This is a genomic window from Kitasatospora sp. NA04385, assembly GCF_013364235.1.
GTDB lineage: Bacteria > Actinomycetota > Actinomycetes > Streptomycetales > Streptomycetaceae > Kitasatospora.
The window spans coordinates 871,495-895,686 of the sequence record NZ_CP054919.1 but is presented as its reverse complement, the minus strand read 5'-3'; the positions used below and the strand labels follow the sequence as shown (position 1 = coordinate 895,686).

General features: G+C 74.9%; 23 protein-coding genes and 1 pseudogene. 11 read left to right on the top strand and 13 right to left on the bottom strand.

What is annotated here, in order from left to right; all coding sequences use genetic code 11:
- Positions 1-37 precede the first annotated feature (37 nt).
- Positions 38-826, bottom strand: a complete 789-nt coding sequence (locus HUT16_RS03880; RefSeq protein ID WP_176185463.1) for a VOC family protein — start codon at positions 824-826, stop codon at positions 38-40.
- A 319-nt stretch (positions 827-1,145) separates the two neighbouring features.
- Here HUT16_RS03880 and HUT16_RS03875 point away from each other — a divergent pair, with 319 nt between their 5' ends.
- Complete coding sequence (locus tag HUT16_RS03875) at positions 1,146-1,565, top strand: STAS domain-containing protein (RefSeq protein WP_176185461.1); 420 nt, start codon at positions 1,146-1,148, stop codon at positions 1,563-1,565.
- A 92-nt stretch (positions 1,566-1,657) separates the two neighbouring features.
- On the opposite strand, the gene HUT16_RS03870 is transcribed toward HUT16_RS03875, so the two are convergent.
- The 3 genes from HUT16_RS03870 to HUT16_RS03860 all read right to left on the bottom strand — a co-directional run bounded on the left by HUT16_RS03870 (position 1,658) and on the right by HUT16_RS03860 (position 5,917).
- Positions 1,658-3,301 (bottom strand): sigma-70 family RNA polymerase sigma factor, encoded by a 1,644-nt coding sequence (locus HUT16_RS03870; RefSeq protein ID WP_254897621.1) that lies wholly within the window; start codon positions 3,299-3,301, stop codon positions 1,658-1,660.
- A 219-nt stretch (positions 3,302-3,520) separates the two neighbouring features.
- Complete coding sequence (locus HUT16_RS03865; protein WP_176185457.1) at positions 3,521-4,258, bottom strand: transglycosylase SLT domain-containing protein; 738 nt, start codon at positions 4,256-4,258, stop codon at positions 3,521-3,523.
- 405 nt (positions 4,259-4,663) lie between these two features.
- Positions 4,664-5,917, bottom strand: coding sequence for an SLC13 family permease (locus HUT16_RS03860; protein ID WP_176185455.1), 1,254 nt, complete (start codon positions 5,915-5,917; stop codon positions 4,664-4,666).
- Positions 5,918-6,120: 203 nt separating this feature from the next.
- On the opposite strand from HUT16_RS03860, the gene HUT16_RS03855 reads away from it, so the two are divergent.
- Together HUT16_RS03855 and HUT16_RS03850 are read left to right on the top strand one after the other, a co-directional pair.
- Positions 6,121-6,405 carry a hypothetical protein gene (locus HUT16_RS03855; RefSeq protein WP_176185453.1) on the top strand — a complete coding sequence of 95 codons (285 nt, stop codon included), beginning with the start codon at positions 6,121-6,123 and terminating at the stop codon, positions 6,403-6,405.
- A 54-nt stretch (positions 6,406-6,459) separates the two neighbouring features.
- Complete coding sequence (locus HUT16_RS03850) at positions 6,460-7,116, top strand: class I SAM-dependent methyltransferase (RefSeq protein WP_176185451.1); 657 nt, start codon at positions 6,460-6,462, stop codon at positions 7,114-7,116.
- A gap of 34 nt (positions 7,117-7,150) precedes the next feature.
- Here HUT16_RS03850 and HUT16_RS03845 read toward each other — a convergent pair whose 3' ends face one another.
- Both HUT16_RS03845 and HUT16_RS03840 read right to left on the bottom strand, forming a co-directional pair.
- Positions 7,151-7,411 carry a helix-turn-helix transcriptional regulator gene (locus HUT16_RS03845; protein WP_176185449.1) on the bottom strand — a complete coding sequence of 87 codons (261 nt, stop codon included), beginning with the start codon at positions 7,409-7,411 and terminating at the stop codon, positions 7,151-7,153.
- Between the two features lie 45 nt (positions 7,412-7,456).
- Positions 7,457-7,933, bottom strand: coding sequence for a nuclear transport factor 2 family protein (locus HUT16_RS03840; RefSeq protein WP_217712020.1), 477 nt, complete (start codon positions 7,931-7,933; stop codon positions 7,457-7,459).
- A 113-nt stretch (positions 7,934-8,046) separates the two neighbouring features.
- On the opposite strand from HUT16_RS03840, the gene HUT16_RS03835 reads away from it, so the two are divergent.
- A complete protein-coding gene (locus HUT16_RS03835) occupies positions 8,047-8,700 on the top strand; it encodes a TetR/AcrR family transcriptional regulator (RefSeq protein ID WP_176185445.1) in 654 nt (217 codons plus the stop codon).
- Positions 8,701-8,774: 74 nt separating this feature from the next.
- Here HUT16_RS03835 and HUT16_RS03830 read toward each other — a convergent pair whose 3' ends face one another.
- On the bottom strand, positions 8,775-9,629 hold the full coding sequence (locus tag HUT16_RS03830) for a helix-turn-helix domain-containing protein (protein ID WP_176185443.1): 855 nt from the start codon (positions 9,627-9,629) through the stop codon (positions 8,775-8,777).
- A 127-nt stretch (positions 9,630-9,756) separates the two neighbouring features.
- Here HUT16_RS03830 and HUT16_RS03825 point away from each other — a divergent pair, with 127 nt between their 5' ends.
- Together HUT16_RS03825 and HUT16_RS03820 are read left to right on the top strand one after the other, a co-directional pair.
- Positions 9,757-10,821 carry an aldo/keto reductase gene (locus HUT16_RS03825; RefSeq protein ID WP_176185441.1) on the top strand — a complete coding sequence of 355 codons (1,065 nt, stop codon included), beginning with the start codon at positions 9,757-9,759 and terminating at the stop codon, positions 10,819-10,821.
- A 117-nt stretch (positions 10,822-10,938) separates the two neighbouring features.
- Positions 10,939-11,379, top strand: a pseudogene (locus tag HUT16_RS03820) (transposase); the annotation flags it as partial.
- Positions 11,380-11,656: 277 nt separating this feature from the next.
- Here the strand turns inward: HUT16_RS03820 and HUT16_RS03815 are convergent.
- Positions 11,657-12,679, bottom strand: a complete 1,023-nt coding sequence (locus HUT16_RS03815; protein WP_368662670.1) for a methyltransferase domain-containing protein — start codon at positions 12,677-12,679, stop codon at positions 11,657-11,659.
- Between the two features lie 87 nt (positions 12,680-12,766).
- Between HUT16_RS03815 and uppS the strand changes: the two genes are divergently transcribed.
- The 3 genes from uppS (at position 12,767) to HUT16_RS03800 (ending at position 16,228) form a co-directional block, all read left to right on the top strand.
- The gene (gene uppS, locus HUT16_RS03810; protein WP_176185437.1) at positions 12,767-13,597 is read left to right on the top strand and encodes a polyprenyl diphosphate synthase; all 831 of its coding nucleotides are present in this window, start codon (positions 12,767-12,769) and stop codon (positions 13,595-13,597) included.
- Positions 13,598-14,150: 553 nt separating this feature from the next.
- Complete coding sequence (gene map / locus HUT16_RS03805; RefSeq protein ID WP_176185435.1) at positions 14,151-14,918, top strand: type I methionyl aminopeptidase; 768 nt, start codon at positions 14,151-14,153, stop codon at positions 14,916-14,918.
- 500 nt (positions 14,919-15,418) lie between these two features.
- Positions 15,419-16,228 (top strand): transglycosylase family protein, encoded by an 810-nt coding sequence (locus HUT16_RS03800; RefSeq protein ID WP_176185433.1) that lies wholly within the window; start codon positions 15,419-15,421, stop codon positions 16,226-16,228.
- A gap of 128 nt (positions 16,229-16,356) precedes the next feature.
- Here HUT16_RS03800 and HUT16_RS03795 read toward each other — a convergent pair whose 3' ends face one another.
- The 3 genes from HUT16_RS03795 to HUT16_RS03785 form a co-directional block, all read right to left on the bottom strand.
- Positions 16,357-16,713 carry an immunity 51 family protein gene (locus tag HUT16_RS03795; protein WP_176185432.1) on the bottom strand — a complete coding sequence of 119 codons (357 nt, stop codon included), beginning with the start codon at positions 16,711-16,713 and terminating at the stop codon, positions 16,357-16,359.
- 59 nt (positions 16,714-16,772) lie between these two features.
- Positions 16,773-17,126, bottom strand: coding sequence for a hypothetical protein (locus HUT16_RS03790; protein ID WP_176185431.1), 354 nt, complete (start codon positions 17,124-17,126; stop codon positions 16,773-16,775).
- Between the two features lie 167 nt (positions 17,127-17,293).
- Positions 17,294-18,325: a YihY/virulence factor BrkB family protein gene (locus tag HUT16_RS03785; RefSeq protein ID WP_176185430.1), complete on the bottom strand. Its 1,032-nt coding sequence runs from the start codon at positions 18,323-18,325 to the stop codon at positions 17,294-17,296.
- Positions 18,326-18,441: 116 nt separating this feature from the next.
- On the opposite strand from HUT16_RS03785, the gene HUT16_RS03780 reads away from it, so the two are divergent.
- Complete coding sequence (locus HUT16_RS03780) at positions 18,442-19,533, top strand: mechanosensitive ion channel family protein (RefSeq protein ID WP_254897620.1); 1,092 nt, start codon at positions 18,442-18,444, stop codon at positions 19,531-19,533.
- 19 nt (positions 19,534-19,552) lie between these two features.
- Here the strand turns inward: HUT16_RS03780 and HUT16_RS03775 are convergent, their stop codons facing one another.
- Positions 19,553-20,389 (bottom strand): polysaccharide deacetylase family protein, encoded by an 837-nt coding sequence (locus tag HUT16_RS03775; RefSeq protein ID WP_254897619.1) that lies wholly within the window; start codon positions 20,387-20,389, stop codon positions 19,553-19,555.
- Positions 20,390-20,746: 357 nt separating this feature from the next.
- On the opposite strand from HUT16_RS03775, the gene HUT16_RS03770 reads away from it, so the two are divergent.
- Entirely contained in the window at positions 20,747-23,245 is a 2,499-nt protein-coding gene (locus HUT16_RS03770; RefSeq protein WP_176185429.1) for a SpoIIE family protein phosphatase, read from the top strand.
- 158 nt (positions 23,246-23,403) lie between these two features.
- On the opposite strand, the gene HUT16_RS03765 is transcribed toward HUT16_RS03770, so the two are convergent.
- Positions 23,404-24,066 (bottom strand): response regulator transcription factor, encoded by a 663-nt coding sequence (locus tag HUT16_RS03765; protein WP_176185428.1) that lies wholly within the window; start codon positions 24,064-24,066, stop codon positions 23,404-23,406.
- Positions 24,067-24,192 lie beyond the last annotated feature (126 nt).

Below are 24,192 nucleotides of genomic sequence, written 5' to 3'. Positions count from 1 at the left end.
GCGCCGGGCCCGCGGGCGGGGCCCCAGGGCCGGGGCCTCAGGGGCCGGGCGTCATCAGGACGAAGTCCGCGCCGGACGGGTCGGTGCAGACCGCCATCCGGCCGATGCCCGGGGCGCTCTCCGGGCCCATGACGACCAGGCCGCCCCGGGCGCCGACGGTGGCGGCGGCCGTGTCGCAGTCGGTGACGGCGAAGACCGGGTGCCAGGCGGGGGTGCCGCGGGAGAGGGTGAGCTCGGCCGGGCCGACCTGGAGGACGCCGCCGTGCATCCGCTCGGGTGGCCGGCCGGCGGGGGTGACGATGGTGTAGGTGCCCGAGCCGCCCGGCATCGGGGTGTTCTCGTGCTGCCAGCCGAACACCGTCGCGTAGAAGGCGAGCGCACCGGCCGCGTCGGTGGTGTACAGCTCCGTCCAGCACAGGCCGCCCGGGCCGTCGACGACGGCCAGGCCGCCCGTCCGGCCCGGCGTCCGGACCGCGAACCGCCCGCCCTGCGGGTCGGTGAAGTGCGCCGTCGAGGCCCGGCCGGCCACGTCGCGGGGCTCGGCCCGGACGGTGCCGCCCGCGCGCAGCACGGAGGCGGCGGTCTCGTGGACGTCCGGGGTGAAGAAGTGGACCGTCCAGGCCGGGCGGGCACCGCGTTCGGTCAGCGGGCCGATGCCGCCCGCGGCCCGGCCGTCGGCGGTGGCGAGCAGGGGGCCGTCCGCGCCCTCCGGGTGCGCGAACTCCCACCCCAGCACCGGGCCGTAGAACGCGGCCGCGGCGGCCGGGTCGGGCGCCCCCAGGTCCAGCCAGCACGGCGAGCCGGGCACGAAATCGGTGGTGAGCACGGTGTTCTCCCTCCGCCAGGGCACTCCCGGACACTCCCTCCCAGCCTGGCACCGGCCCGGGCCGCCCGCGTTCCGGCGGCCCGGGCCCGCGTTCCGAACCGGAGGGCGCCGGTCCGCCCCGGCGGTACCGCCAACCGGAGTAAATCCTGTGCAGATCGTCGGGTCGAGCAGCGAATTCCGCCGTCGAACGGACCGCGACCATGACATTTCGCGGAAATTCCTCCGTCCGACCGCTAAATCATCACCAGGAACAGGGTTGCCGCCGGAGGAAACGGGCAGAGGCCGCATACCCCCAGCGATCCCGGAGAGAGGCAACAGAGTGGCACTGAGCGTGAGCTACGGGGAGCGATACGGCTGGACGGTGGTCCAGGTGGCCGGAGAGGTGGACATCAGCGGAGTCGCCGCCCTCCGGGAGCGGCTCCAGCGGCTGGTCACCGACGGCTGCCTGCGGATGGTGGTCGACATCAGCCGGGTCGACTTCTGCGACTCCACGGGCTTCGCCGTCCTGGTGGCCACCCGCCGGATGCTCTCCTCCCGGAACGGAAGACTGCGGCTGGTCCTCCCGGGCCCCGAGGTCCACACCCGCAAGATCCTCCAGCTCTTCGGGATCGAGCGGATCTTCGAGGTCCACGACTCGGTGGACGAGGCACTCGCCGACCTGCGCGAGCCCGCACTGACCGCGGACGCCGTCGAGGCCGTCCCCCGCCCGCGCGAAGGGACCCACGCGACCACCGACTGACCGCACGCCCGGCAGCGGCGGCGGGAGCCGCGCCGGGCGGGGCGCCAGCGAGGGCAAGGGCGCCAGCGGGGACGCCAGCGACGGCGAGGGCGTCAGCGCGGCGTGCCGAAGTCCTGCGTCCACCAAGGCCCGCCCGTGCCGGTGTGGACGCCCACCCCGAGCTGGGTGAACTTGCAGTTCAGGATGTTCGCCCGGTGGCCCGGGCTGTTCATCCAGCTGTCCATCACCGCGGCCGCGTCCTTCTGCCCGCGCGCGATGTTCTCGCCCCAGCCGCTCCACGCGTACCCGGCGGCGTCGATCCGCTGCTGCGGCCCGGCCCCGTCCGGGTTGGTGTGGTCGAAGAAGTCGCGCGCCGCCATGTCCTCGGAGTGCCGCAGCGCCGCCGTCGCCAGCTTCGCGTCCGCCGTCACCGGCCCGCACCCCGCCTTCGCGCGCTCCGTGTTCACCAGGTCCAGCACCTGCTGCGCCTGGTCCGCCGAACGCTTCGCCGCCGAGGAGGAGGCCGGGGCGGGCGGCGCCGCGGGCGAGCGGGGAGCGGAGGCGGACGGCGCGCCCGCGCCCTGCGCGGTCGGCGCCGGCGAGGCGGTGGCCGACGCCGACGGCGAGGCCGAGGCCGAGGCCGCGGGGACGGGGAGGCCGCGGGGAGGAGTCGGCGGCGGACGGGGCCGGGAGGGCGCGCCGCCCTCGGTCGGCTCCACCAGCGCCGCCACGGACGCCGGCGCCGGCTCGGCCGCACCCTGCGCGGGCGGCGCGTCCGACCCGCCGACCACCACCAGCAGCCCGGCCACCACCGCCACCGCGGCCACCACCCCGCCGCCCAGCAGCACCGGACCGGGCCCGCGCCGCCGCGCCCGCCGCCGCCCGTGCCGGGAGGCCGCTCGGTGCGAACCGCCCTCCCGGCGGCCGGTCCCCGCCGGTGCGCGGCCCGGCCGGGCCGGGCCGGCGGACGGCTGGTGCCCGGCGGCCTCGAACCGCAGGCCGTCCGGCACCGGCACCATCGCCATCCCCGCCAGCAGCCCCTCCGCCGGGACCAGGCCGCGGCGCTGCTGCTCGCACACCGCGCACTCCCGCACGTGCCGCCCGATCCGCTTGCGCCACAGCGGGCCCGGCACGCCGTTCCAACCGGCCGTCAGCTCCGCCAGCCACGGGCAGCCGGGCACCGCGGCCAGCGCCCGCACCACCACCCGGGCCGCCTGCAACTGCCCCTTCATCCGCTGCACCCGCACCGCCGCGTGCTGCGGCGACACCTCCAGCGCCGCCGCCAGCTCGGCCCGGGACAGCTCGCCCGCCGCCTCCAGCCACCACAGCGACAGCAGCTCGCGGTCCGCGCCGTCCAGCCACCGGGTCGCCTCCGCGACCTCGCGGCGCTGCTCCGACAGGCCCAGCCGGACGATCGTCAGACCCACGAAGTCCGCCGCCGGATCGGCCACCGCGGCCGGGTCGGGCAGCGCGTCCAGCGCGCCCGCGTCCGCGTCCCGGAAGCGCCGCCGCACCTGGTTCAGCGCGATCGCCACCAGCCAGCTGCGGAACCCCGCCGGGTCGCGCAGCGCGCCCAGGCCGTCCACGGCCCGCAGCATCGTCTCCTGCACCACGTCGTCGGTGTCCGGGTGGCCCGACAGCGCCCGGCCCACCACGTTGTACACCAGCGGCAGGTGCCCGCCGACCAGCTCCGCCACCGCCTGCCGGTCACCGCCCTGCGCCCGCCCGACCAGCGCCGTCGCCCGCCCACTGTCCACTGCCCGGTCCGTCCTCGTGTTCTCGCGTCCTGCCCTCACACCCTCGGAGATCCACCGGCCGTCCGCGGATAACGAGAACCGGACGACGAGAATGCGGACCACCGGGACGGGGGGTGGGACCACCCGGCAGGGGCGAAGCATAGTGAGCCCGCCCCGGTGACGACGAAGCCCGCGCGTCCGGATGCGGACGCGCGGGCCGAGAACGCCTTCCGGCGCTCGTCAGTACCAGTTGTGGGCCTGCCAGAACGACCAGGCGCCGCAGGGGCTGCCGTAGCGGCTGTTCATGTAGCTGAGGCCCCACTTGATCTGGGTGGCGGGGTTGGTCCGCCAGTCCGCGCCGGCCGAGGCCATCTTGGAGCCCGGCAGCGCCTGGACCAGGCCGTAGGCGCCGGAGGAGGCGTTGGTGGCGGTGTAGTTCCAGCCGCTCTCGCGCTTCACGATCTGGCTGAAGCACTGGAACTGGGTGTCGTCGCCGATGATCTGCCGGGCGATGTCCTGGACCGAACCGGCCGGGATCGAGGCCAGCGAGCTCTGCGCGGCGGCCGCGTTCTGCTGCTGCTTGGCGGCCTTGTCCTTGGCCGCCTTGTCGGCCGCGGCCTTGTCCGCCGCCGCCTTGTCCTCGGCGGCCTTGGTCTCGGCCTCCTTGGCCGCCTTGTCCGAGTCGGCCTTCGCCTGGGCGTCGGCCGCGGCCTTCAGCCGGGCGGCCTCCTCGGCGGCCTTCTTCGCGGCGGTGTCGGCGGAGACCTGCTGGGCGTCGGCCTGGCGGCCGATGCCGTCGCTGACGTTCTGGGCCTGCGCGCCGGTGGGGGCGTCGGCGAGCAGCGTGGCGCTCGCGACGTCGACCGTCTGGACGGCGGCACCGCCCTCGCTGCCGGCCGCCGCGCCCACGACGGCACCGACGGCGGTCACCGCGGTGGCGGAGACGACAGCGACGCCCCGGACCGAGATCCGAGTCACATGCTTTCCTTCCGGAGTCACCCGGCGCGTGACCGTCCGAGCGGATATCCGCCCCGGTCACTGGCCTCCGTCGAACACCGGTCACGGGGAGGCGCGGACTCGGCCGCCTCCCCGGAGGTCCGGGACGGCGGCGGTACCGAGCGGCGCACGGCTCTGCGGTGGTGCCGGTCGCCCACCCGGTCCCGACCGGGGCCGGTGGACGCGTGCAGGACCGTGCGCAGGGCCTGACGCCGATTCACACTGCCGCACCCGGGTGCGTCCACGCAATCGCCTGGGCCGTGGCGGATCTCACACCCGCCCGGCCGCCGGGACGCACGGTGGGCGTTTCGTGACGCCCCGTCAGATCGGACGCCGGATCGGGAGCTTCCGGCTCCGCGACCCGGCGTCCGCATGGACGTGACGTCCTCAGAACAGGCGCAGCGAGACCCACAGCGCGAGCACGGACGCGGCCAGCGTCGCCGGAACGGTCAGCGCCCCGAGCGCGGTGAAGGTGCGCACCCCGCCGTCGTCGACCGCCCGCTCCCGGGTGATCCGGCGCCACAGCAGGGTCGCCAGCGAACCCGCGTACGTCAGGTTCGGCCCGATGTTCACCCCCAACAGCACCGCCAGCACCGGCCCGGGCCCGGACGGCGCCGCCAGCGGCACCAGCAGCAGCGTCGCCGGCAGGTTGTTCACCAGGTTCGCCAGCACCGCCGCCAGCCCCGCCAGCGCGAACAGCACCGCCAGCCCGTCGCCCGCCGGGACCAGCGCCGCCAGGTGCCCGGCCAGGCCGTTGTCCACCACCGCCTTCACCACCACGCCCAGCGCCAGCACGAACGCCAGGAACGGCACGGCCGCCGCCGACCAGATCCGCCGCGGCGTGCTGCGCCCGCCCGCCAGCGCCCGCACCGCCAGCACCAGCGCGCCCGCCGCCGCGGCCCACGCCGGGGACAGCCCCAGCACCGAGGCCAGCGCGAAACCCGCCAGCGTCCCCGCCACCGTGAACAGCGCGAACCGCGGCAGCCGCACCCCGCCCGCCGGGGCCGGCCGCTCGGCCGGGACGGCCAACTCGTCCGCGAAGAAGCGCCGCAGCAGCAGGTACTCCACCCCCACCGCCGCCAGCCAGGGCAGCGCCATCAGCGCGGTGAACCGGCCGAAGCCCAGACCGCTGGCCGCGAACGCCAGCAGGTTCGTCAGGTTCGACACCGGCAGCAGCAGCGAGGCCGTGTTCGCCAGGTGCCCGCAGGCGTACACGTGCGGCCGGGGCCGCACCCCCAGCGTCCCCGCCGTGGCCAGCACCACCGGCGTCAGCAGCACCACCGTCGCGTCCAGGCTCAGCACCGCCGTCACCGCCGCCGCCACCGCGAACACCTGCCCCAGCAGCCGCACCGGCCGGCCGCCCGACGCCCCCGCCATCCAGCGGCCGCACGCCTCGAACAGCCCCTCGTCGTCGCACAGCTGAGCCAGCACCAGCACCGCGGCCAGGAACCCCACCACCGGCGCCAGCCGCCCGACCTCGGCCCACGCCGCGCCCGGCGACACCGCGCCCACCGCCACCAGCAGCCCGGCCGCCGGCACCGCCACCACCGCCTCCGGCCACCCGAACGGCCGCCGCACCGCACCCACCAGCACCGCCGCCAGCAGCACCAGCGACAGCACCTCCGCGGACACCCCACTCACCGCACCCGCTCCTTCCACCCCACCCCGACCGACCCGGGCGACGGTTGCCCGGCAAACGTCCCATCCAAGCAGCCCTGCCGTCCCCGGCCGCCGCCGGGCCCCGGCGATTCGCCCAGCGAACCGCCCGTGACCGGCGGCTTTGCGCGGGCGGCGGTGCGGCGGGAGGCTGGAGCAGACCCGGTATCCGACCCCCAGGAGTCCCCGTGAAGAAGTCCGACCGTCCCCGCGGCGCGGCCGCGAACGGGTTCTCGCTCGGTTCGATCGGCTCCTTCCTGTCCATCGGCTCGGTCGGGTCCGTCCTCTCGGTCGGCTCGGTCGGCTCGTTCCTGTCCGTCGGATCGATCGGCTCCGCGCTGTCGGTGCTCTCGGTCGGCTCCTGGCGCAGCACCGCCTCCGCGCTGTCGGCCGACTCCGTCCTCTCCCTCCTCTGCTACCGCTCCGTCCACGCCGTCCGCGCCGCCCACCGCCGCCGCGGCGCAACCGGCTGAACGCACCCCCGGCGCCTGCGGCCGACTGTCAGCGGCGGATGGGAACGTGGGCGGATGAACGAGCCGCTCGACGCCGTCGCCGCCTACTGGAACGACGCCGCCCCCGCGTTCGACCTGGAGCCCGACCACGGCCTGCGCGACCGCACCACCCGGCGGGCCTGGCGCAGCCGCCTCGCCGAGTGGCTGCCCGGCGAGGGGCTCGACGTCCTCGACGTCGGCTGCGGCACCGGCTCGCTCGCCCTGCTCCTCGCCGAAGCCGGCCACCGGGTGACGGGCGTGGACCTCGCCCCCGCGATGATCGACCGCGCCCGGGCCAAGTTCGCCGCCGCCGGGTTGGCGGGACGCTTCCTGGTCGGCGACGCGAGCCGCCCCCCGACCGGCGCCGACCGCTACGACGCGGTCCTCTCCCGCCACCTGGTCTGGACGCTGCCCGACCCGCCCGCCGCCCTCCGGGCCTGGACCGACCGGCTGCGCCCCGGCGGCCGCCTGCTCCTGATCGAGGGCCGCTGGGGCGAGGCCGACCGCCCGGTCGAGCCCTACGCCCCCGGCACCGAGAGCCTCCCCTGGGCCGGCGGCGTCCCCGCCACCACCCTCATCGCCGCCCTCCGCCCCCTCACCCGCGACCTCCACCTGCACCCCCTCGAACCCGACACCGCCCTCTGGGGCGGCCCGGTCCACGACGAGCGCTACGCGATCCTGGCCCGCGTCTAGGGCCCGGGCGGAGGGGCCTGGACGCGGGTGCCGGCTAGCGCAGCTCCGCCGTCTCGCCGAGCCAGACGTGGGCCGCGGTGTCGAGCGGGAGGTCGAGCGCGGCGCAGAGCCCGACGACGGTGCCGAAGCCGGGGCTGGGGAGGCGGCCCATCTCGATCTTGCGGAGCGTCTCGGGGGAGATCCCGGCCCGGTGCGCGACGGTGACGGGGTCGCGGCCGGCCCGGGTCTCGCGCAGCAGCGCACCCAGGCGGCGGCCGGCCTCGATCTGCTCGGGGGTCAGGGGGACTCGCACCATGCTGACACGCTACTGAACGGCCCCGCCCCCGCCCAAGCTCCCGGCTCAGCGCAGCGGCTGCTCCGGGCCGCCGCGCTCCGACTCCGGGCGGGGGCCGTGGATGCGGCGTTCGGCGGCGTCGATGCGGACGTCGTCGATGCTGGCCTCGCGGCGGCGCATCAGGCCGTGCGGGTCGAACTCCCACAGCTCGTTGCCGTGGCTGCGCCACCACCGGCCGTCCCCGTCGTGCCACTCGTACTGGAAGCGGACGGCGATCCGGTCGTCCTCGAAGGCCCAGAGGTCCTTGCGCAGGGCGTACTCGTGCTCGCGCTGCCACTTGGCGGTGAGGAACGCGGTGACCTCGGCGCGGCCGGTGAGGAAGACGTCCCGGTTCCGCCAGCGGGTGTCGGGCGTGTAGGCGAGGGCGACGCGCTCCGGGTCGCGGGTGTTCCAGGCGTCCTCGGCGGCCTGGACCTTGGCGAGCGCGGTGGCGCGGGTGAACGGGGGATAGGGCGGGCGATCCTCGGGCACGGCGGGCTCCATCGGCCGGACGGGATGGAGAACGTACGTTCTCCACGCTGGCGGGGCCTACGCTAGGGAACGACCGTTCTCCACGTCAAGGGCCGCCGCCGCGCGCCACCGGATCGGAGCCGCAGATGCCCGCCCCGCTCACCGACGAACAGACCCGCCAGGACGCCGAGGCGCTGCTCGACGCCGCCGAGGCGCTGTTCTACGAGAAGGGGGTGCGCGCCGTCGGCATGGACGAGGTGCGGGCCGCCTCCGGGCTGCCGCTGAAGCGGATCTACCGCCTGCACCCGGCCAAGGACGACCTGGTGGTGGCCGTGCTGCGCCGCCGCGACCGGCGCTGGCGGGCCCGGCTGACCGCCGCCGCCGAGGCCGAGACCGAGCCGCGGGCCCGGCTGCTGGCCGCCTTCGACTGGCTGGGCGACTGGTTCGCCGAACCCGGCTACCGGGGCTGCGCCTGGATCAACGCCTTCGCCGAACTGGGCCCCTCCTCCCCGGCCGTCCTCGCCGAGGTGCGCGCCCACAAGGCGGCCTTCCACGCCCAGCTCGCGGCCTGGTCCCGCGCGGCCGGCCTCGCCGAACCCGCCCCCGTGCTGCTCCTGGCCGAGGGCGCCATCGTGACCTCCGCCGTCACCGCCGACCCGGCCCCGGCCCGCCAGGCCCGCGCCGCGGTGGAGGCGCTGCTCGCCGCGGCCGCGACCGGTGGTGAGCGAGCCGCCACCGCGAAGCCGCAGGTCGGCCCGGTGGGCCCGGACGCGCCGGCCGGAACCGGCGGGGGTCGGTGAGCCGCGGCCCCCGGTCCGCGGGACGCGCTCGTTGACGTCGAGCGCTCGCGCTTCCCGCCGCCGACCGCGGGCCGTCAGCCTTCTTCGCGCCCGGCACCGCCGCACAGCCGGTGCAGGGCCGCGCGGCTCCCGTCGTCCGCCGCGCGGTAGACCAGCAGCCGCAGCTCCGGGTCCTCCAGCGGGAGCAGGACCTCGAAGTCGACGGTGATCGCCCCGACGGCCGGGTGCCGCAGCAGCTTGCGGCCGCGGCCGTTGACGCGGACCTCCCGCTCGGCCCAGAGCCGGGCGAAGTCCTCGTCCTGCGCGGTGAATTCGGCGATCAGCCCGGCCAGCGCCCGGTCCTCCGGGTGGGCGGCCCAGGCCGCGCGCAGATGGGCGACGCCGTCCCGCAGCACCCCCTCGCGGTCGGCGTAGAGGCCGCGCATCGGCGGGTGCCGCAGGCAGAGCCACATCGCGTTCCGCCGCTCCGGCGCAACGGTGTCGAACTCCGGTATCAGCCGGGCCATTTCGGGGTTCCAGGCCAGCAGGTCGTAGCGGTGGTCCAGCAGCGCGGCGGGCAGCGGGGAGAGTTCGTCGACCAGGTGGGCCAGCGACGGCGCCGGACCGGTGGCCGCCCCGCCGCGGGGGCCGCCGGGGCGGCGCCGTCCGGCCAGGTCGAAGAGGTAGTCGCGCTCGCCGGGTGCCAGCCGCAGGGCCCGGGCCAGCGCCGCCAGCACCTCCGCGGAGGGCCGGAGCCCCCGGCCCTGCTCCAGCCGGACCACGTAGTCGGTGCTGACCCCGGCCAGCTCGGCGACCTCCTCGCGGCGCAGTCCGGGCGTCCGCCGGGCCCGCCGGTGCGCGGGCAGGCCCAGCCGGTCCGGGTCCAGCCGTTCGCGCCTGCTGCGCAGGAAGGCGGCCAGTTCCCCGGTGGTGTCCACGGTCGTCGTCATGACCGGTCCAACCGCCGGGGTGGGACCGGCCTTCCCAGGAAAGCCCCTCCCTTATCCGGGGCCCGCCGCCGCCGCAGACTCGGTTCCGGCAACGGAACACGAACACGCGCGAGCACGGGAGAACCTGATGGCACTGGCCCTCGACGACTACCGGCTGCTGGGCCGCTCGGGACTGCGGGTCTCACCGCTGGCCCTGGGCACCGCGACCTTCGGCACCGAATGGGGGTGGGGCGCCGAGCGGGCCGAGGCCCGCGAGCTGTTCGACCGCTACGTCGGGCTCGGCGGCAACCTCCTCGACACCGCCGACACCTACACCGACGGCAGCTCCGAGCGCCTGCTGGGCGAGTTCGCCCGCGAGGAGCGCGAACGCCTGGTGCTGGCGACCAAGTACTCGACCCTGCGCCGCCCCGGCGACCCGAACTCCGGGGGTGGGCACCGCAAGGCGCTGTTCGGCTCGGTGGAGGGCAGCCTGCGGCGGCTCGGCACCGACTACCTCGACCTGCTGTACCTGCACGTCTGGGACTTCCGGACCTCGGTGGAGGAGGTGCTGCGCGGCCTGGACGACCTGGTCCGGCAGGGCAAGGTGCTGTACGTGGCGATCTCCAACACCCCGGCCTGGCAGGTGTCCCGGATGCAGGCGATCGCGGACCTGCGCGGCTGGTCGCCGCTGGTCGCGCTGCAACTCGAGTACAGCCTGATCGAGCGCACGGCGGAGCGCGACCTGATCCCGATGGCCCGGGAGCTGGGCCTGGGCGTGGTCCCGTACTCGCCGCTCGGCGGCGGGGTGCTCAGCGGCAAGTACGGCCGGGACGACCTGGGGGCGACGGGCGCCGGCCCCGACGGGAGCACCCGCCGGAGCCACAACCTGGCCCTGGGCACCCTCACCGAACGCAGCCTCGGCGTGGCCGGGGTGGTCCGGGAGGTGGCCGGCGAGCTGGGGTGCACCCCGGCCCAGGTGGCGCTGGCCTGGACGCTGCGGAAGCCGGGCGTGACGAGCACGCTGCTCGGCGCCCGCACCCCCGCCCAACTGGAGGACAACCTGGGCTCCCTGGCGGTCGAGCCGACGGACGCCCAGCTGGCCCGGCTCGACGCGGCGGGCGCCGTCGCCCTCGGCCAGCCGCACGAGCTGCTGGCGAGCGAGCCCATCCGCCGGGTGACCACGGGCGACCTGCGGATCGGGACCCGCCGCTGACCCGGCCCGGCCCGGCCCGTCCCGACCTGGTTCGTCGGTGGTGTGCCATAGGGTCCGCTCATGACCGCGCGTCCCACTGGGCGAGCGGACGGGACCTGGGACAGGGCCCACGACGCGCTGCGTGAGAAGGTGCACTCGGCCTCGGTGCAGGACCGGGCGGGCGCGAAGCTGGTCCTCGCCGACGTCCGGGAGGAGTTTTCGCAGCTCGGGCTGGTCTGGGTCGACGGCGGCTACGTGAGCACGGTCGACGCCGGCCTGATGGGCTGGGCAGCGGAGCGCGAGGGCGTCCAGATCGTCGCGGTGCCGCGCAACGCGGATGTGAAAGGGTTCCGGGTGCTGCCCCGCAGGTGGGTGGTGGAGCGGACATTTGCCTGGCTGGGACGGTGCAGACGGTTGGCGAGGGACTACGGGCGCAAGACCGCGCACGCCGAATCGATGATCAAGGTCGCCATGATCCGCCTCATGGCCGCCCGCCTCGCCGGCGAGAGGATCGAGCCACAGGGCCCCATCGAGACCGAAGCAGCCCGCCGCCTCGCCGACGACCTCAAGAACGAGTGATCACCCGATTACCCCACACTTTCTCAGTCCTGAGCGACCTCCTGATCAGCACACGTACCGCCACTGGGTGGTCCCAGGAGGCAGGGGGCATCCGTCCGGGCTATGCGGCAGAGGTCTCCCTCCGCGCCGCCAGGGCAGCGAGATCGTTCGGTGAAGGCGGGGGCAAGGCCAGCTCGGTACCCACCGGCATGAGCCGGTCCGCCGCCAAGGTCGCGTCGCCACCGAACCGGCGGTTTTCTGCCCGTGCCCTGTCGGGGGGCAGAAGTGCCGGAGCAGGTCAGGTGTGCACAGCAGCTTCCGCTGTGACGACATAGAGCGTCACCGAGGCGAAGAACGGACCGTGCGTGAAGTGCTCCAGCCACCTGTTGGCCTGCTGGCGGGTCAGGTAACCGGAGGAAACCGCGCGTTCGGTGTTGCGCTGAAGACCGAGGACCTGATCGGCGGCACGGACTTCGCGAAAGACGGAAGTGACCGGGACGACCGACGTGACAGCGAATCCCGCTTGCTCGGCCAGCCGAGGCAACTGCCGTCCGATAACGGCGTTGCGCACGATCCGGTCGGTGACGTGGCGGGTGTAGGAGCGGGCGATGTCCAGGTCGGGATGGTCGATGGCGAGCGAGTCCCAGTCGGGTTCGGCCATGACGAGTCGGCCGCCGGAACGCAGGACCCGCCCTACCTCGGCCAGGGCCCCGGAGACGTCGGCGACATGCTGAAGCAGCCGGTCGGTGCAAGCCCGATCGGCAGAGCGCGAGGGAAGCGGCAGCGCGTGGACATCGGCCGCCAGTACATCGGTATGCGGCAAGTCGGCTACACGGAGCAGGGCTTGGCGGGCCATTCGCTGATCGGAATCGATTCCCAAGACCTTCCCCGTCGGCCCGGTCAGGTGCGCCAGCGCACCGAGGTCGGTGCCCGGGCCACAACCGAGGTCCAGGACGATCTGGCCCGGCTCGACAGCCAACGCATCAAGTACCGCCTGCTTGTAGGAGCGGGCGAGGTCGGTGCTCGCGAGCCGGTCCTGGTAGGCGATCTTGTCGGGGACCACGGCCTCGAAGATGCGTCCCGCGACGTGGGCGAGGGCTTCGACCTCGCCTTCGAGTACCTTGCGGCCTGCGGAGGTCAGGCGCACCGGGCGCCGCCTGCCTTCGCCTTCCAGGTACTCGATCAAGCCCTTGTCGCGCAGTCGCACCAGCGCGCCGGACAGGCTGCCGCGGCCGAGCCTTTCGCCGGTCATCCGCTCGATGGCCGTGTTGACGGCGTAGCCGTGCAGCGGGCCCTCGGCCAGTGCGGACAGGACGAGCATCTGGGCATCGTTGGTACGCACTGGTACTCCCGGGCAGCGGACGGCGGATTCCCCAATGACACGCGGCGCGTGCTATCACTTCGTAGTATGCACGCCGCAGCTCTCCAACGGCTGCCGCACCCGACCCGGAAGGCTCCGACGTTGCGCGCCACCGCCCCCCTCTACGCCCTCTACGCCCGCCGACTCAGCCGACAACTCCAGGGCGAAGAGCTGCCGGAGCACATCGGAATGATCATGGACGGCAACCGCCGCTGGGCGCGTCGGCAAGGCATCGGGAACCCGAGCATGGGCCACAAGTACGGCGCCGAGCACGTGGAAAACGTGCTGTCCTGGTGCGAAGCCCTCCAGATCAAGCATGTGACCGTGTTCGTCTGCTCCGCCGAGAACCTCCAGCGACGCGGCGACGCCGAGGTCGCCTTCCTGATGCAGGTCATCGAGGAAGTCCTGACCCGGCACCTGGCCGGGCCGCAGCCGCGCTGGCAGGTGCACATCGCAGGAGCGCTCGACACCCTGCCCGACACCACTGCGCATGCCCTCAAGGAAGCGGTCGAGGCCACCCGGACATGCGCCACGGGGGCGCACGTCACCTTGGCCGTCGGCTACGGCGGACGCCAGGAACTCGTCGACGCCGTGCGGGACCTGCTGTACGAACAGGCAGCGCGCGAAAGGCCGGTGCGGGACATCGCCGACCACCTGACCGCGGACGACATCGCCCGCCACCTGTACACCGCCGGCCAGCCGGATCCCGACCTCGTCATCCGCACCAGCGGAGAGCAGCGCATGTCGAACTTCCTCCTGTGGCAGAGCGCCTACTCCGAGCTGTACTTCTGCGAGGCGCACTGGCCGGCGTTCCGCGAGGTCGACTTCCTGCGCGCCGTACGCGCGTACGCCGCCCGCCAGCGCCGCTACGGCGCCTGATCGACGCCCACCTTTCAATCGACTGCCAAGGGGCAGGAGTTGCCGTGTCGTCCCTCGTAGAACTCGCGCACGACGACCAGGTCGACGACCAGAGGCGCAGTAGCCGTTCCTGGATTCCTCCGGACGGTTCTTTCGTCCGGCTGCTTCAGCCCGGGTCGGTCAGTTGCGACCGAACCGCAGGTGTTCGGCCTGACGCTCGCCATCGGCTGGGTCGCCCTCGTCGGCATCCTCGCCGATCCTCACCGCATCGAGAGGAGGCGGCCTTCACCGACTGCGCCTCGACGATCCCGGTGGTCGACAGTGCTCGCAGGTTCACCACTGGAACTGCTTCGACCGGCCGCCCCCGAGGGCGATAGGCGCGGCCGTCGCCGATCGGCTTCATCCGTCGAACGGAAGCGGGTAGGGCCCAGTTCGGCGCTGTTCTGGGAACCCGGGGGTGCGGTATTTGAATACCGGGGGCCTGCTAGCGTGATCGCTGTCCGCTGCCGGTATTCAAATACCGGCGGTTCTTTCGACCGGGCGGCCCGGCGGCCGTCGTGCAAGGAGCTGTGCCGTGATCGAGCTGAAGACTCCGCAGGCGATCGAGAAGATGGCCGTCACCGGCCGCTTCGTCGCCGGGGTGCTGGCCGAGCTGTCCGGGCTCGCCGAGGTCGGGCGGGACGTGATGGACCTGGAGCTGCGGGCCAGGAAGCTGATCGAGGACCGGGGGGCCGAGTCCTGCTACTGGGACTACGCGCCGTCGTTCGGGCGCGGGCCGTTCCGCAACGTGATCTGCCTGTCGGTGAACGACGCGGTGCTGCACGGGCAGCCGCACCCCTACGTCCTGGCGGACGGGGACGTGCTGAGCCTGGACTTCGCGGTGTCGATCGACGGCTGGGTGGCCGACTCGGCGGTCACCGTCATCGTCGGCACCCCGGACGAGCAGGACGTCCGGCTGGCCGAGTCGACCCGCACCGCGCTGGACGCGGCGATCGCGGCCGCCGTGCCCGGCAACCGGATCGGGGACATCTCGGCGGCGATCGCCGCGGTCGGCCAGGGCGCCGGCTACCGGATCAACACCGACTTCGGCGGCCACGGCCTGGGCCGCACCATGCACGAGGACCCGCACGTCGCCAACGTCGGACGGCCCGGGCGGGGCCTGGAGCTGAAGCCCGGCCTGACCCTGGCGCTGGAGCCGTGGTGGTGCACCGGCTCGGCGAAGCTGCGGGTGGACGCGGACGGCTGGACGCTGCGCTCGGCGGACGGCTCGCGCGGCGCGCACTCCGAGCACACCGTGGCGATCACCGAGGACGGGCCGCGGGTGCTCACCGTGCTGTCCTGACGGCGCAGTTCGGCCACGGCGGGTGACCGCCGGGTGGACGGCGGGTGGCGGCTGTGGCCCGTCCCATAGGCGGATCGCTGGACAGTCGGCGCGCCGTCAGCGGGGGGCCACGGAGGGTGTGCGGTTCCCCGCTCGGAGCGGGTCGGAACCGGTGAGCCCGGTCACAGCCGCCGACGGCCGGGCCCGGAAAATCGCGGTCCGGTCGGCCGGCCGGGGGTGCTGTACTGGCGGTAACCAGGCTCTGACCTGCGTAAACCTACGAATGCTTGGAGTTCTGCCGAACCGCCCGTAGCTTCGTAACCAGTGCAGGGCGCACTACCCGGGATCACCCGAAACCAACGCCCCGGTGCGGCTGACCGGCCGCCCGACGGGCAGGGTGACCGCGACGGAGAGCAGGTCGGACCTCGACCGCACCGTCCGATCCACAAGCGCGAGAGACCGCAGGCCCTTCCGGGCCCCTGGTTCCGCCTTGCCTGCCCGGGGCATCCGAAAGGAATCGCATGATCTTCCGTAACGAGACTGCCGCCACCACGACCGCCACCACCGCCGAGAAGGGCAACCGGAAGCGCAACCGCGTCCGGGCCGCCGTCGTCGCCGGCAGCGCGGTGGCCGTCCTCCCGGTGGCCGGCCTCGTGACGGCGACCTCGGCCTCGGCCGCGGACGTGTCCACCTGGGACAAGGTCGCCCAGTGCGAGTCGACCGGCAACTGGTCGATCGACACCGGCAACGGCTTCTACGGTGGGCTGCAGTTCACCTCCTCCACCTGGGCCGCGTACGGCGGCACCGCCTACGCCCCGCAGGCCAACCTGGCCACCAAGGCGCAGCAGATCGCCGTCGCCGAGAAGGTGCTGGCCTCCCAGGGCCCCGGCGCCTGGCCGGTGTGCTCCGTGCAGGCGGGTCTGACCCAGGGCGGCGCCGCCGCCCAGGTCGACACCTCCGGCTCCGCGAGCACCAGCACCAGCACCACCAGCAGCAGCAAGGCCACCGGCTCGAACAGCTCCAGCAGCTCCAGCGCCGCGAGCACCGACGCCGGTACCACCGGCAAGTCCGCGAAGTCGGCCACCACCGACTCCGACTCGGCCTCCACCAACACCGCCGACAGCGGCCAGTCCTCCTACCAGGGCCACCAGTCCTGGAAGAAGGGCGCCCACACCGGTGGCGGCAGCACCTACACCGTCAAGTCCGGTGACACCCTGGGCGCCATCGCGGCCGCCAACGGCACCACCGTGGACGCGCTGTTCAGCGCCAACGCCCAGACCATCGGCGCCTCCGCCGACGTCATCTACCCGGGCCAGGTCCTGACCGTCTGATCCGTTCGCGGACCGGACACCCCGGTGGCCCGGAGCCACCCGCACGACGCCGACGGCCACCCCTCATGTCGGGAGGGGTGGCCGTCGGCGTTCGCGTGCGCCGGGGCGCGGCGAGACGCACCGGGGGATCAGTCGAACCAGTCGGGCTCGGCGGCGTCGATCAGCTCGCGCAGCGCCGGGCGGTCGTGGAACGCGCCGGAGAGCAGCGCGCCCAGCTCGCGCAGCGCCGCCGCGTCCTCCCCGTAGGCGACGAACATGCCGGCCTCCGGGTCGTACCGGAACCGGCCCTCCAGCTGCGGCGCCCGGGAGCGGACGGCGGAGCGGGCCACCGCCTCCCAGCCGTAGCCGCCGTTCTGCTGACCGGCGGCCTCGAACACCTCGTCCACCTCGACCATCCGGTCGTCCGTCAGCATCAGGCCGTACGACCCGGGCTTGTGGTCGTACTCGAGGAACACCAGCGGGGCGAAGGTCTCACGATCAGTCATGGCGCGGACGCTACCGGTGGCCACCGACAAGTGCGGCCCGCGCACCGGCGGGCCCGCGGTCAGTACGGCAGGACCTCCTCGACGGCGCTGGTGCCCGTGCCGGGGCGGGACTCCCACCGCCAGGTCTCGTCCAGGCGCAGCCGGCCGTCGGCCAGCCGGGTCAGCACGCTGGTGCAGTGGCCCGTGCCCGTCTCCCCGGCCCGGTTGAGCTGCACGTAGCGGAACTCGACGGTGTCGCCGGTCCGGGTGCCGACCAGGTGGCCGTGCACCACCTCGCCGCCCCGGTAGTCGGCCCACACCAGGCCGTCCTCCTCGTGGTAGGCGAACCGGGTGCCCGGGCCGACCTCGCCCTGTTCGGGGCGGGACACCGGTGCGAACTCCAGCCCGTCGAGCGAGGGCAGTGCGGGCAGCATGGCGGGCTCCTCGGGCGGTGGGCGGCTGTGCGGCCCAGTCGACCACGCCGGGCCCGGCGTCCACCGGGACATCCGCATCGTGGACACCGGCGCAACTGCGCTGCGGGCGGTGCGAGGTGACCCGACCTCACGCCCCGCTGTCGGACCTCACGCCCCGCTGTCGGACCTCACGCCCCGCTGTCGGGCCGCTGCTCCGGTCCCTCCGGCTGCTCGGTCTTCCCGGTCTTCTCGTCCTGCCCGGCCGCCGGGCCGTCGAAGTCGACGTCGACCCGCTGCTCGGGGCGGCGCGCCTCCTGCCGGGCGATGTCCTCCAGCACCTGCTCGTCCGGGCCGGTCAGCGGGGGCTGGAGCAGGGAGCGGGGCCACAGCCGACGGGCGAGGACGGTGTTCGTCTCGGCGGCGTACACGGTGACCTGCGCGGCCAGGTAGAGCCAGGAGAGCAGGCCGATCACGGTCGCGAAGAAGCCGTAGACGGCGGTGGCGTGCCGCAGTTGGTGGGCGACCAGCGCGGCGCCGAACGCCTGCAGGACGGTGAACAGCGGGCCCGCGAGCACGCTGCCGGGCAGCAGGGCGCGGGCCGGCACCTCCTTCGGGGTGAGGATCCGCAGACAGGCCAGGAACAGCAGGGTGTTGACCGCCGCCGACAGCAGCAGCCCGCCGATCCGGGCGGCCGGGCCGCCCAGCGCCGAGCCCACCAACGCCGCCGCGGCCGTGGTCAGCAGCAGCCCGGTGCCCAGCGTCGCGAACAGCGCCAGGCTGCGCCCCAGCCGGGGCCAGTAGCCCGGGCGCCGCACTCCGGGGACGTTCCACACCTCGGCCATCGCGTGTTGCAGCACCTGCGCGATGCCCAGCGCTCCGTACAGCAGGCCCGCCACGCCGATCACCAGCGCCAGCCCGCTGCCCTGCACCGAGTGCACGTTCTCGCGCAGCTGGTCGCCGATGATCGGGAAGTCCGCCAGCGCCGAGTCGACCACGGCCTGCTGCGCGTCCGGGTGCCCGTGCAGGACGAAGCCGAGCGCGGTGGAGAGCAGGAGCAGCAGCGGGATCAGCGAGACGAAGCCGTAGTAGGTGATCAGCGCGGCCAGCAGCCCGCCCCGGTCGTCCCCGTACTTCTTGACGACCCCGACCACCACGGCCAGGGGTCGGCGGCGCTGCTGGACGCGGTCGACGGCGCGCAGGGCTCGTTCGATGGGGTTCACGGCGCGGGCTCCTTCTGCGTGGCGTACCGCGTGACGCACGGCACCCGGGCGTATGCCCGCTCGGCGGGTGTGAACGCGCGGGCGGCGGAAAGGCGGCCGGGGATACCCGGAGCCGAATGCGTCAGGAGGCAGGGCAGGTGTGGTGGTGGAGCGCGGTACGGCTGGTGGTCGCAGGCGTGGCGGTGCTGGTGGTCCTGTACGGGGTCGACAAGGCCGTCGAGGTGTCGACGCGCAGACTGTCCGCCCGGGCCGGGCGGCCGGGCACGGTGCCCCAGGTGCTGCGCGGCTGCCGCAAGCCGATCCTCGCGGTGGCCGGCTGCGGGCTGCTGCTGGCCGCGATGCCGTGGGTGCGGGCGTCCGAGGCGATCAGGCACCTGCTGGTGCTGGCCACCATCGGCAGCTGCGCCTGGCTGGCCGCCCGGGCCGCCGCGCTGGTGCTGGACGGCGCGGTGCGGCTCGCGGTGCGCCGCCGGGACGCCGCCTGGGCCGGACGGGCCCGCACCCAGGTGGGGCTGCTCAGCCGCATCCTCCAGGCGGCGATCGCCCTGCTGGCGCTGGCCGGGATGCTGATGACCTTCCCCGCGGTGCGGGTGGTCGGCACCAGCCTGCTGGCCTCGGCCGGCCTGGTCGGCGTGGTCGCGGGCATCGCCGCGCAGAGCGCGCTGTCGAACCTGTTCGCGGGCATCCAGATGGCCTTCGGCGACCTGGCCCGGATCGGGGACGTGGTGGTGGTCGGCGGCGAGTGGGGCACCGTCGAGGAGATCACCCTGACCGCCGTGGTGATCGCCACCTGGGACCAGCGGCGGATCGTCATGCCGATGTCGTACTTCGCCGGCCGCCCGTTCGAGAACTGGTCGCGCCGCTCCGACCGGATCACCGGCACCGCGCTGCTGCACCTCGACCACAGCACGCCCGTCGACCTGCTGCGCGCGGAGTTCGAGGACTACCTGGCCAAGAACCCGCGCTGGGACGGCGAGGGCAGCGCCCTCCAGGTCGTCGACACCACCCCCACCACCCTGGTCGTGCGCGCCCTGGCCACCGCCGCCAACGCGGGCGACGCCTTCGAGCTGCGCTGCGACCTGCGCGAGCACCTGGTGGGGTTCCTGCGCGAACACCACCCGTACGCGCTGCCCCGGATCGCGGTGGCGACCGCCCCCGGCGAACGGGCCCGGCAGCCGCAGTGGCCGGAGCAGCGGTCGGAGGTCTGACGGGCGGGGCGCCGGGCGGTCAGAGGTAGTCCTCCAGGCGGGCGATGGCGAAGCCCTGCGCGGTGGCGGCGTCGACCACCCGGCGCAGCATGTCCGCCATGGTGCCCTTCCACCCGGCGGCGGGGGCGCGGAAGTGGGTGAGCACGATGTCGCCGGGGTGGAAGACCTGGTCGGCGTAGCGCCACTCCAGGTGGTCCGGGAAGGCCTCCTCGTTCCACAGCGGGAAGGCGGTCACCCCGCAGGACGCGGCGGTGCGCAGCGCGGCCTCGGTGTACTCGCCGTACGGGGGCCGGAACAGCCGGGGGCGGATGCCGGTCTCCTGCTGGAGGCGGTCCTGCTGGCCGCAGATCTCGCGCTGCAGGGCGTCGGCGTCCAGTCGGCGCAGGTCGGGGTGGGTGAGGGTGTGGTTGTCGATGCCCACGCCGTGCGACTGCAGGGCGCGGAAGTAGCCGTAGTCGGAGCGCGCCAGGTAGTCGGAGAGGAAGACCGTCATCGGGACGCCCAGTTCGGCGGCCATCGCGGCGAACTGCGGGTCCTTCTCGGCGCCGTCGTCGACGGTCAGGAACACCACCCGGTCGCTGGTCGGGACCCGCTGGACCACCGGCGGCAGCCCGGGCGTCGCCTTCACGCCGGGCCCGTCGACCAGCTCGGGCTTGACGGCGGGCGGGGCGGGCGCGCGCAGCGGGAGCGCGGCCAGGCCCCAGCGGCGGGCGGCGGTCAGCGCCTGCTCCAGCGCGAGCGCGTGCTCGGCGGCGGAGAGGCGGCCGTTCAGCTCCTGCCCGGTGGCGGCCTGCGGGCGGGCGGCGGGCATCGCGGCGAGCGCCTGCCGGGCGGCCTGGACGGCGGGGGCCGCCACGGCCGCTTGGTTGCCCGCTGCCGCCTGGTTGCCCGCGGCCTCGGCGTCGGCGGGCGGGGCCGCGGGGCGGAGGAGCGGGTGCCGGGGTCGGGGTCCTGGGCGTGCAGGGCGGAGCAGCCGACGGTGAGGGTGGCGAGCGCGGTGAGGGCGACCAGGCTCCGGCGGGGGCGGCGGCCGGGTCGGCGGCGGGCGGCGGAGCGGGTCGGGCGGGAACCGGATGCGGCGGAGGGGGTCGGCATACCGGCCGATGATCCCCTTGTCACACCTGTCGTACCGACGCGCCGGAGGCTGTCACCCGGGCGGACCCGCGCCGTCCCCCGTTTGACGCACCCCCACCGGCGGCGTACAGAGAAGAACATGCCCCCGGGTGTTCCGGCGGACCCCACCGGCCCGCCACCTCCCACCGACCCCGACCCGGCGGCGCGCACCGGCCACCCGCACGGCGACGCCCATCCGCACGGCGACGCCCGCCCGCGCTGGGACGCCGCCGTCGAGCCGCTGCTCGCCGACGGCCTGCTGCGCGCCGTCCGGGCCACCGACGCCTACGGGGGCGTGCTCTACCTGCACTCCGCCGACCGCCGCTCACTGGCCGTCGCCGCCGTCGTCGGCATCCCGCTCAGCCTGCTCGAACCGTTCCAGCGGATCGCCGTCGCCGCCCCCCTGCCCGTCGCCGACTCCTACCGCGGCGGACGCACCATCGTGCTCGCCGACGCCGACGACACCATGCGCCGCTACCCCCGCCTCGCCGTCGGACTCCCGTACGCGCACGCCTCCGCCACCACCCCCGTCACCGCCGGCGACCGCACCTTCGGCGTGATCGCCGTCTTCTGGCCCGCCGACGGCACCCGCCCGTCCGCCACCACCCGCCGCCAGCTGCGCACCGTCGGCAACCGGCTCGCCACCGGACTGCTCCCGTACGGCGACCGGGTCGGCGGCGAGGGGCCGCCCGTCGTGGTGCCGCTGCCGGTGCCCGGCGGGGACGGCATCCGGGTCGGCTTCTTCGACTGGGACTTCGCCGCGGGCCGGATCACCGTCGACGAACGGCTGCGCGAGATCCTCGGCACCGGCCCGTTCGACGGCCGCGGCGCCACCCTGCTCGAACGCATCGCCCCCGAGGACGTCACCCTGCTGCGCGAGGCCGCCCGCCGCGCCGCCCGGCACGGCCACCCGTTCACCCACCGGGTCCGGCTGCGCGACCCCGGCGGCGGCACCCGGCAGCTCGACCTGTACGGGCAGCCCGTCGCCGGACCGGCCCGGCTGGTCGTCGCCGTCCTCGACGCCACCGCCGCCGCGGCCGCCACCGCCGCCGTCGAGCGCCTGCGCGACGGGGTCTTCGCGCTCGACCCCGACGGCCGGGTCGGCTACGTCAACCGCAGCGCCGAGATGCTGCTGCACACCACCCGCGCCGACCTGCTCGGCCGCCGCCCCTGGGACGCCCTGCCCTGGCTCGGCGACCCCGCCTACGAGGACCGCTACCGCTCCGCGATGCTCTCCCAGCAGCCCACCGCCTTCCTCGCCCGCCGCCCGCCCCGGCACTGGCTGGCCTTCTCGCTCTACCCCGACGCGCACGGCCTCACCGGCCGGATCGTGCCCGCCGCCCCCAGCGAGGACACCACCCTCCCCGAAGCCCCGCCGCCCACTCCCGCCTCCCTCGGCGGCGTCTACCACCTGCTGCAACTCGCCTCCGCGCTCACCGAGGCGGTCACCGTCCGCGAAGTCGCCGACGCCGTCACCGACCAGATCCTGCCCGGCTTCGGCGGCCAGGAGCTCGCCCTCTACCTGGCCCGCTCCGGACGCATGCACCTGGTCACCGAGAGCGGCTACCCCGAGGGCTTCCTCGACCCCTTCGAAGGCACCCCGATCCGCGCCCGGCTCCCCGGCACCGAGGTGTTCACCAGCGGCGCGCCGGTCTTCTTCGAGACCGCCCACGAACTCTCCGCCGCCTACCCCGGCATCCCGCGCGACGAGATGAGCGCCTGGGCCTTCCTCCCGCTGATCGCCTCCGGCCACCCCGTCGGCAGCCTCATCCTCGGCTTCGACCGCCCCCGGGTCTTCACCGCCGAGGACCGCTCCGTCCTCACCGCCCTCGGCGGCCTGATCGCCCAGGCCCTCGAACGCGCCCGCCTCTACGACGCCGAGTCCGCCGTCGCCCGCGGCCTCCAGCAGGCCCTCCTCCCGCACCTGCTCCCCACCGTCCCCGGCCTCGAGACCACCGCCCGCTACCTGCCCGGCACCCGCGGCATGGAGATCGGCGGCGACTGGTACGACGTCCTGCCCACCCCCGACGGCGGCGTCGTCCTGATCATCGGCGACGTCGAGGGGCACAGCGTCAAGGCCGCCGCCCTCATGGGCCAACTCCGCAGCGCGGTACGGGCGTTCGCCAGCGGGGACGAACCCGTCGAGACCGTCGCCCGGCGCACCAACCACCTGCTGCTCGACCTCGACGCCGGACTGCTCGCCTCCTGCTGCCTGCTGCGCCTGCACCCCGCGACCCGCACCCTGCGCGCCGTCCGGGCCGGGCACCCCCCGCCGCTGCTGCGCGAACCCGGCGGACGCACCACCGCGCTCGACCTCGACGGCGGCCCGCTGCTCGGCATCGACCACGGCCTCGACTTCCCCGCCACCGAGATCCGGCTGCCGCCGGGGGCCACCCTCGTCCTCTACACCGACGGCCTGGTCGAGACCGCCACCGCGCCCCTCACCGAGGGCATCGACCGCCTCCGCACCACCCTCGCCCACGCCGCCACCCCGGACCTGGAGCCGCTCGCCGACCTCCTGCTCGGCCAGGCCCGCCACGACGACCACCGGGCCGACGACGTGGCGTTGTTGGTGGCGCGGCTGCGGGTGGGGGAGTAGGGGTTCCGGCGGCGGAGAGGGAAGTGAGGGGTGGGATGAGGCGACCACCGGGCCGACGACGTGGCGCTGCTGGTGGCGCGGCTGCGGGTGGGGGAGTAGGGGGTTCCGGCGGCGGAGAGGGGTGGGTGAGGGACCGGGGGCGGGGTGTTCCGGTGGGGTCACTCCGGGGGGACGAGGTGGCAGGTGTGGGCGAAGACCACGGCCTGGACGCGGTCGCGGAGGTCGAGTTTCGGGAGGATCCGGCCCAGGTGGGACTTGACGGTCGCCTCGGCCAGGTGCAGGGCGGCGGCGATCTCCGCGTTGGAGCGGCCGCGGCCCACCTCGACCAGGACCTCGCGCTCGCGGGCGCTGAGCCGGGCCAGCCGTTCGCGGCGGTCGGCGTCGCGGTGGTCGGGGAGCCGGGGGCGGAAGTCCTCCAGGAAGCGGCGGGTGATCCGCGGGGAGAGCACCGCGTCGCCCGCCGCCACGTCGCGGATCGCGGTGAGCAGCTCCGCGGGCCGGGTGTTCTTCAGCAGGAAGCCCGAGGCACCGGCGGCCAGCCCGGCGAAGGCGTACTCGTCCAGGTCGAAGGTGGTGAGGATCAGCACCCGGCTGCCCGGGCAGTGCCGGGTGATCTCCCGGGTCGCCTCGATCCCGTCCGTCCCGGGCATCCGGACGTCCATCAGGACCACGTCGGGCCGCAACTCCCGGGCCAGGCGCACCGCTTCGGCGCCGTCCGCGGCCTCGCCGACCGGGGCCAGGTCGGGCTGCGCCTCCAGGACGGTGCCGAAGGCCATCCGGAGCAGCGCCTCGTCGTCGGCGATCAGGACCCGGATCGTCACGCGGACACCCCCCGGCCGTCGCGGCCGTCGCGGCCGTCGAGCGGGAGCCGGGCGTGCACCGCCCAGCCGCCGCCCGGCCGCGGCCCGGCCCGCAGCGTTCCCCCGTGAGCGGCCGCGCGTTCGCGC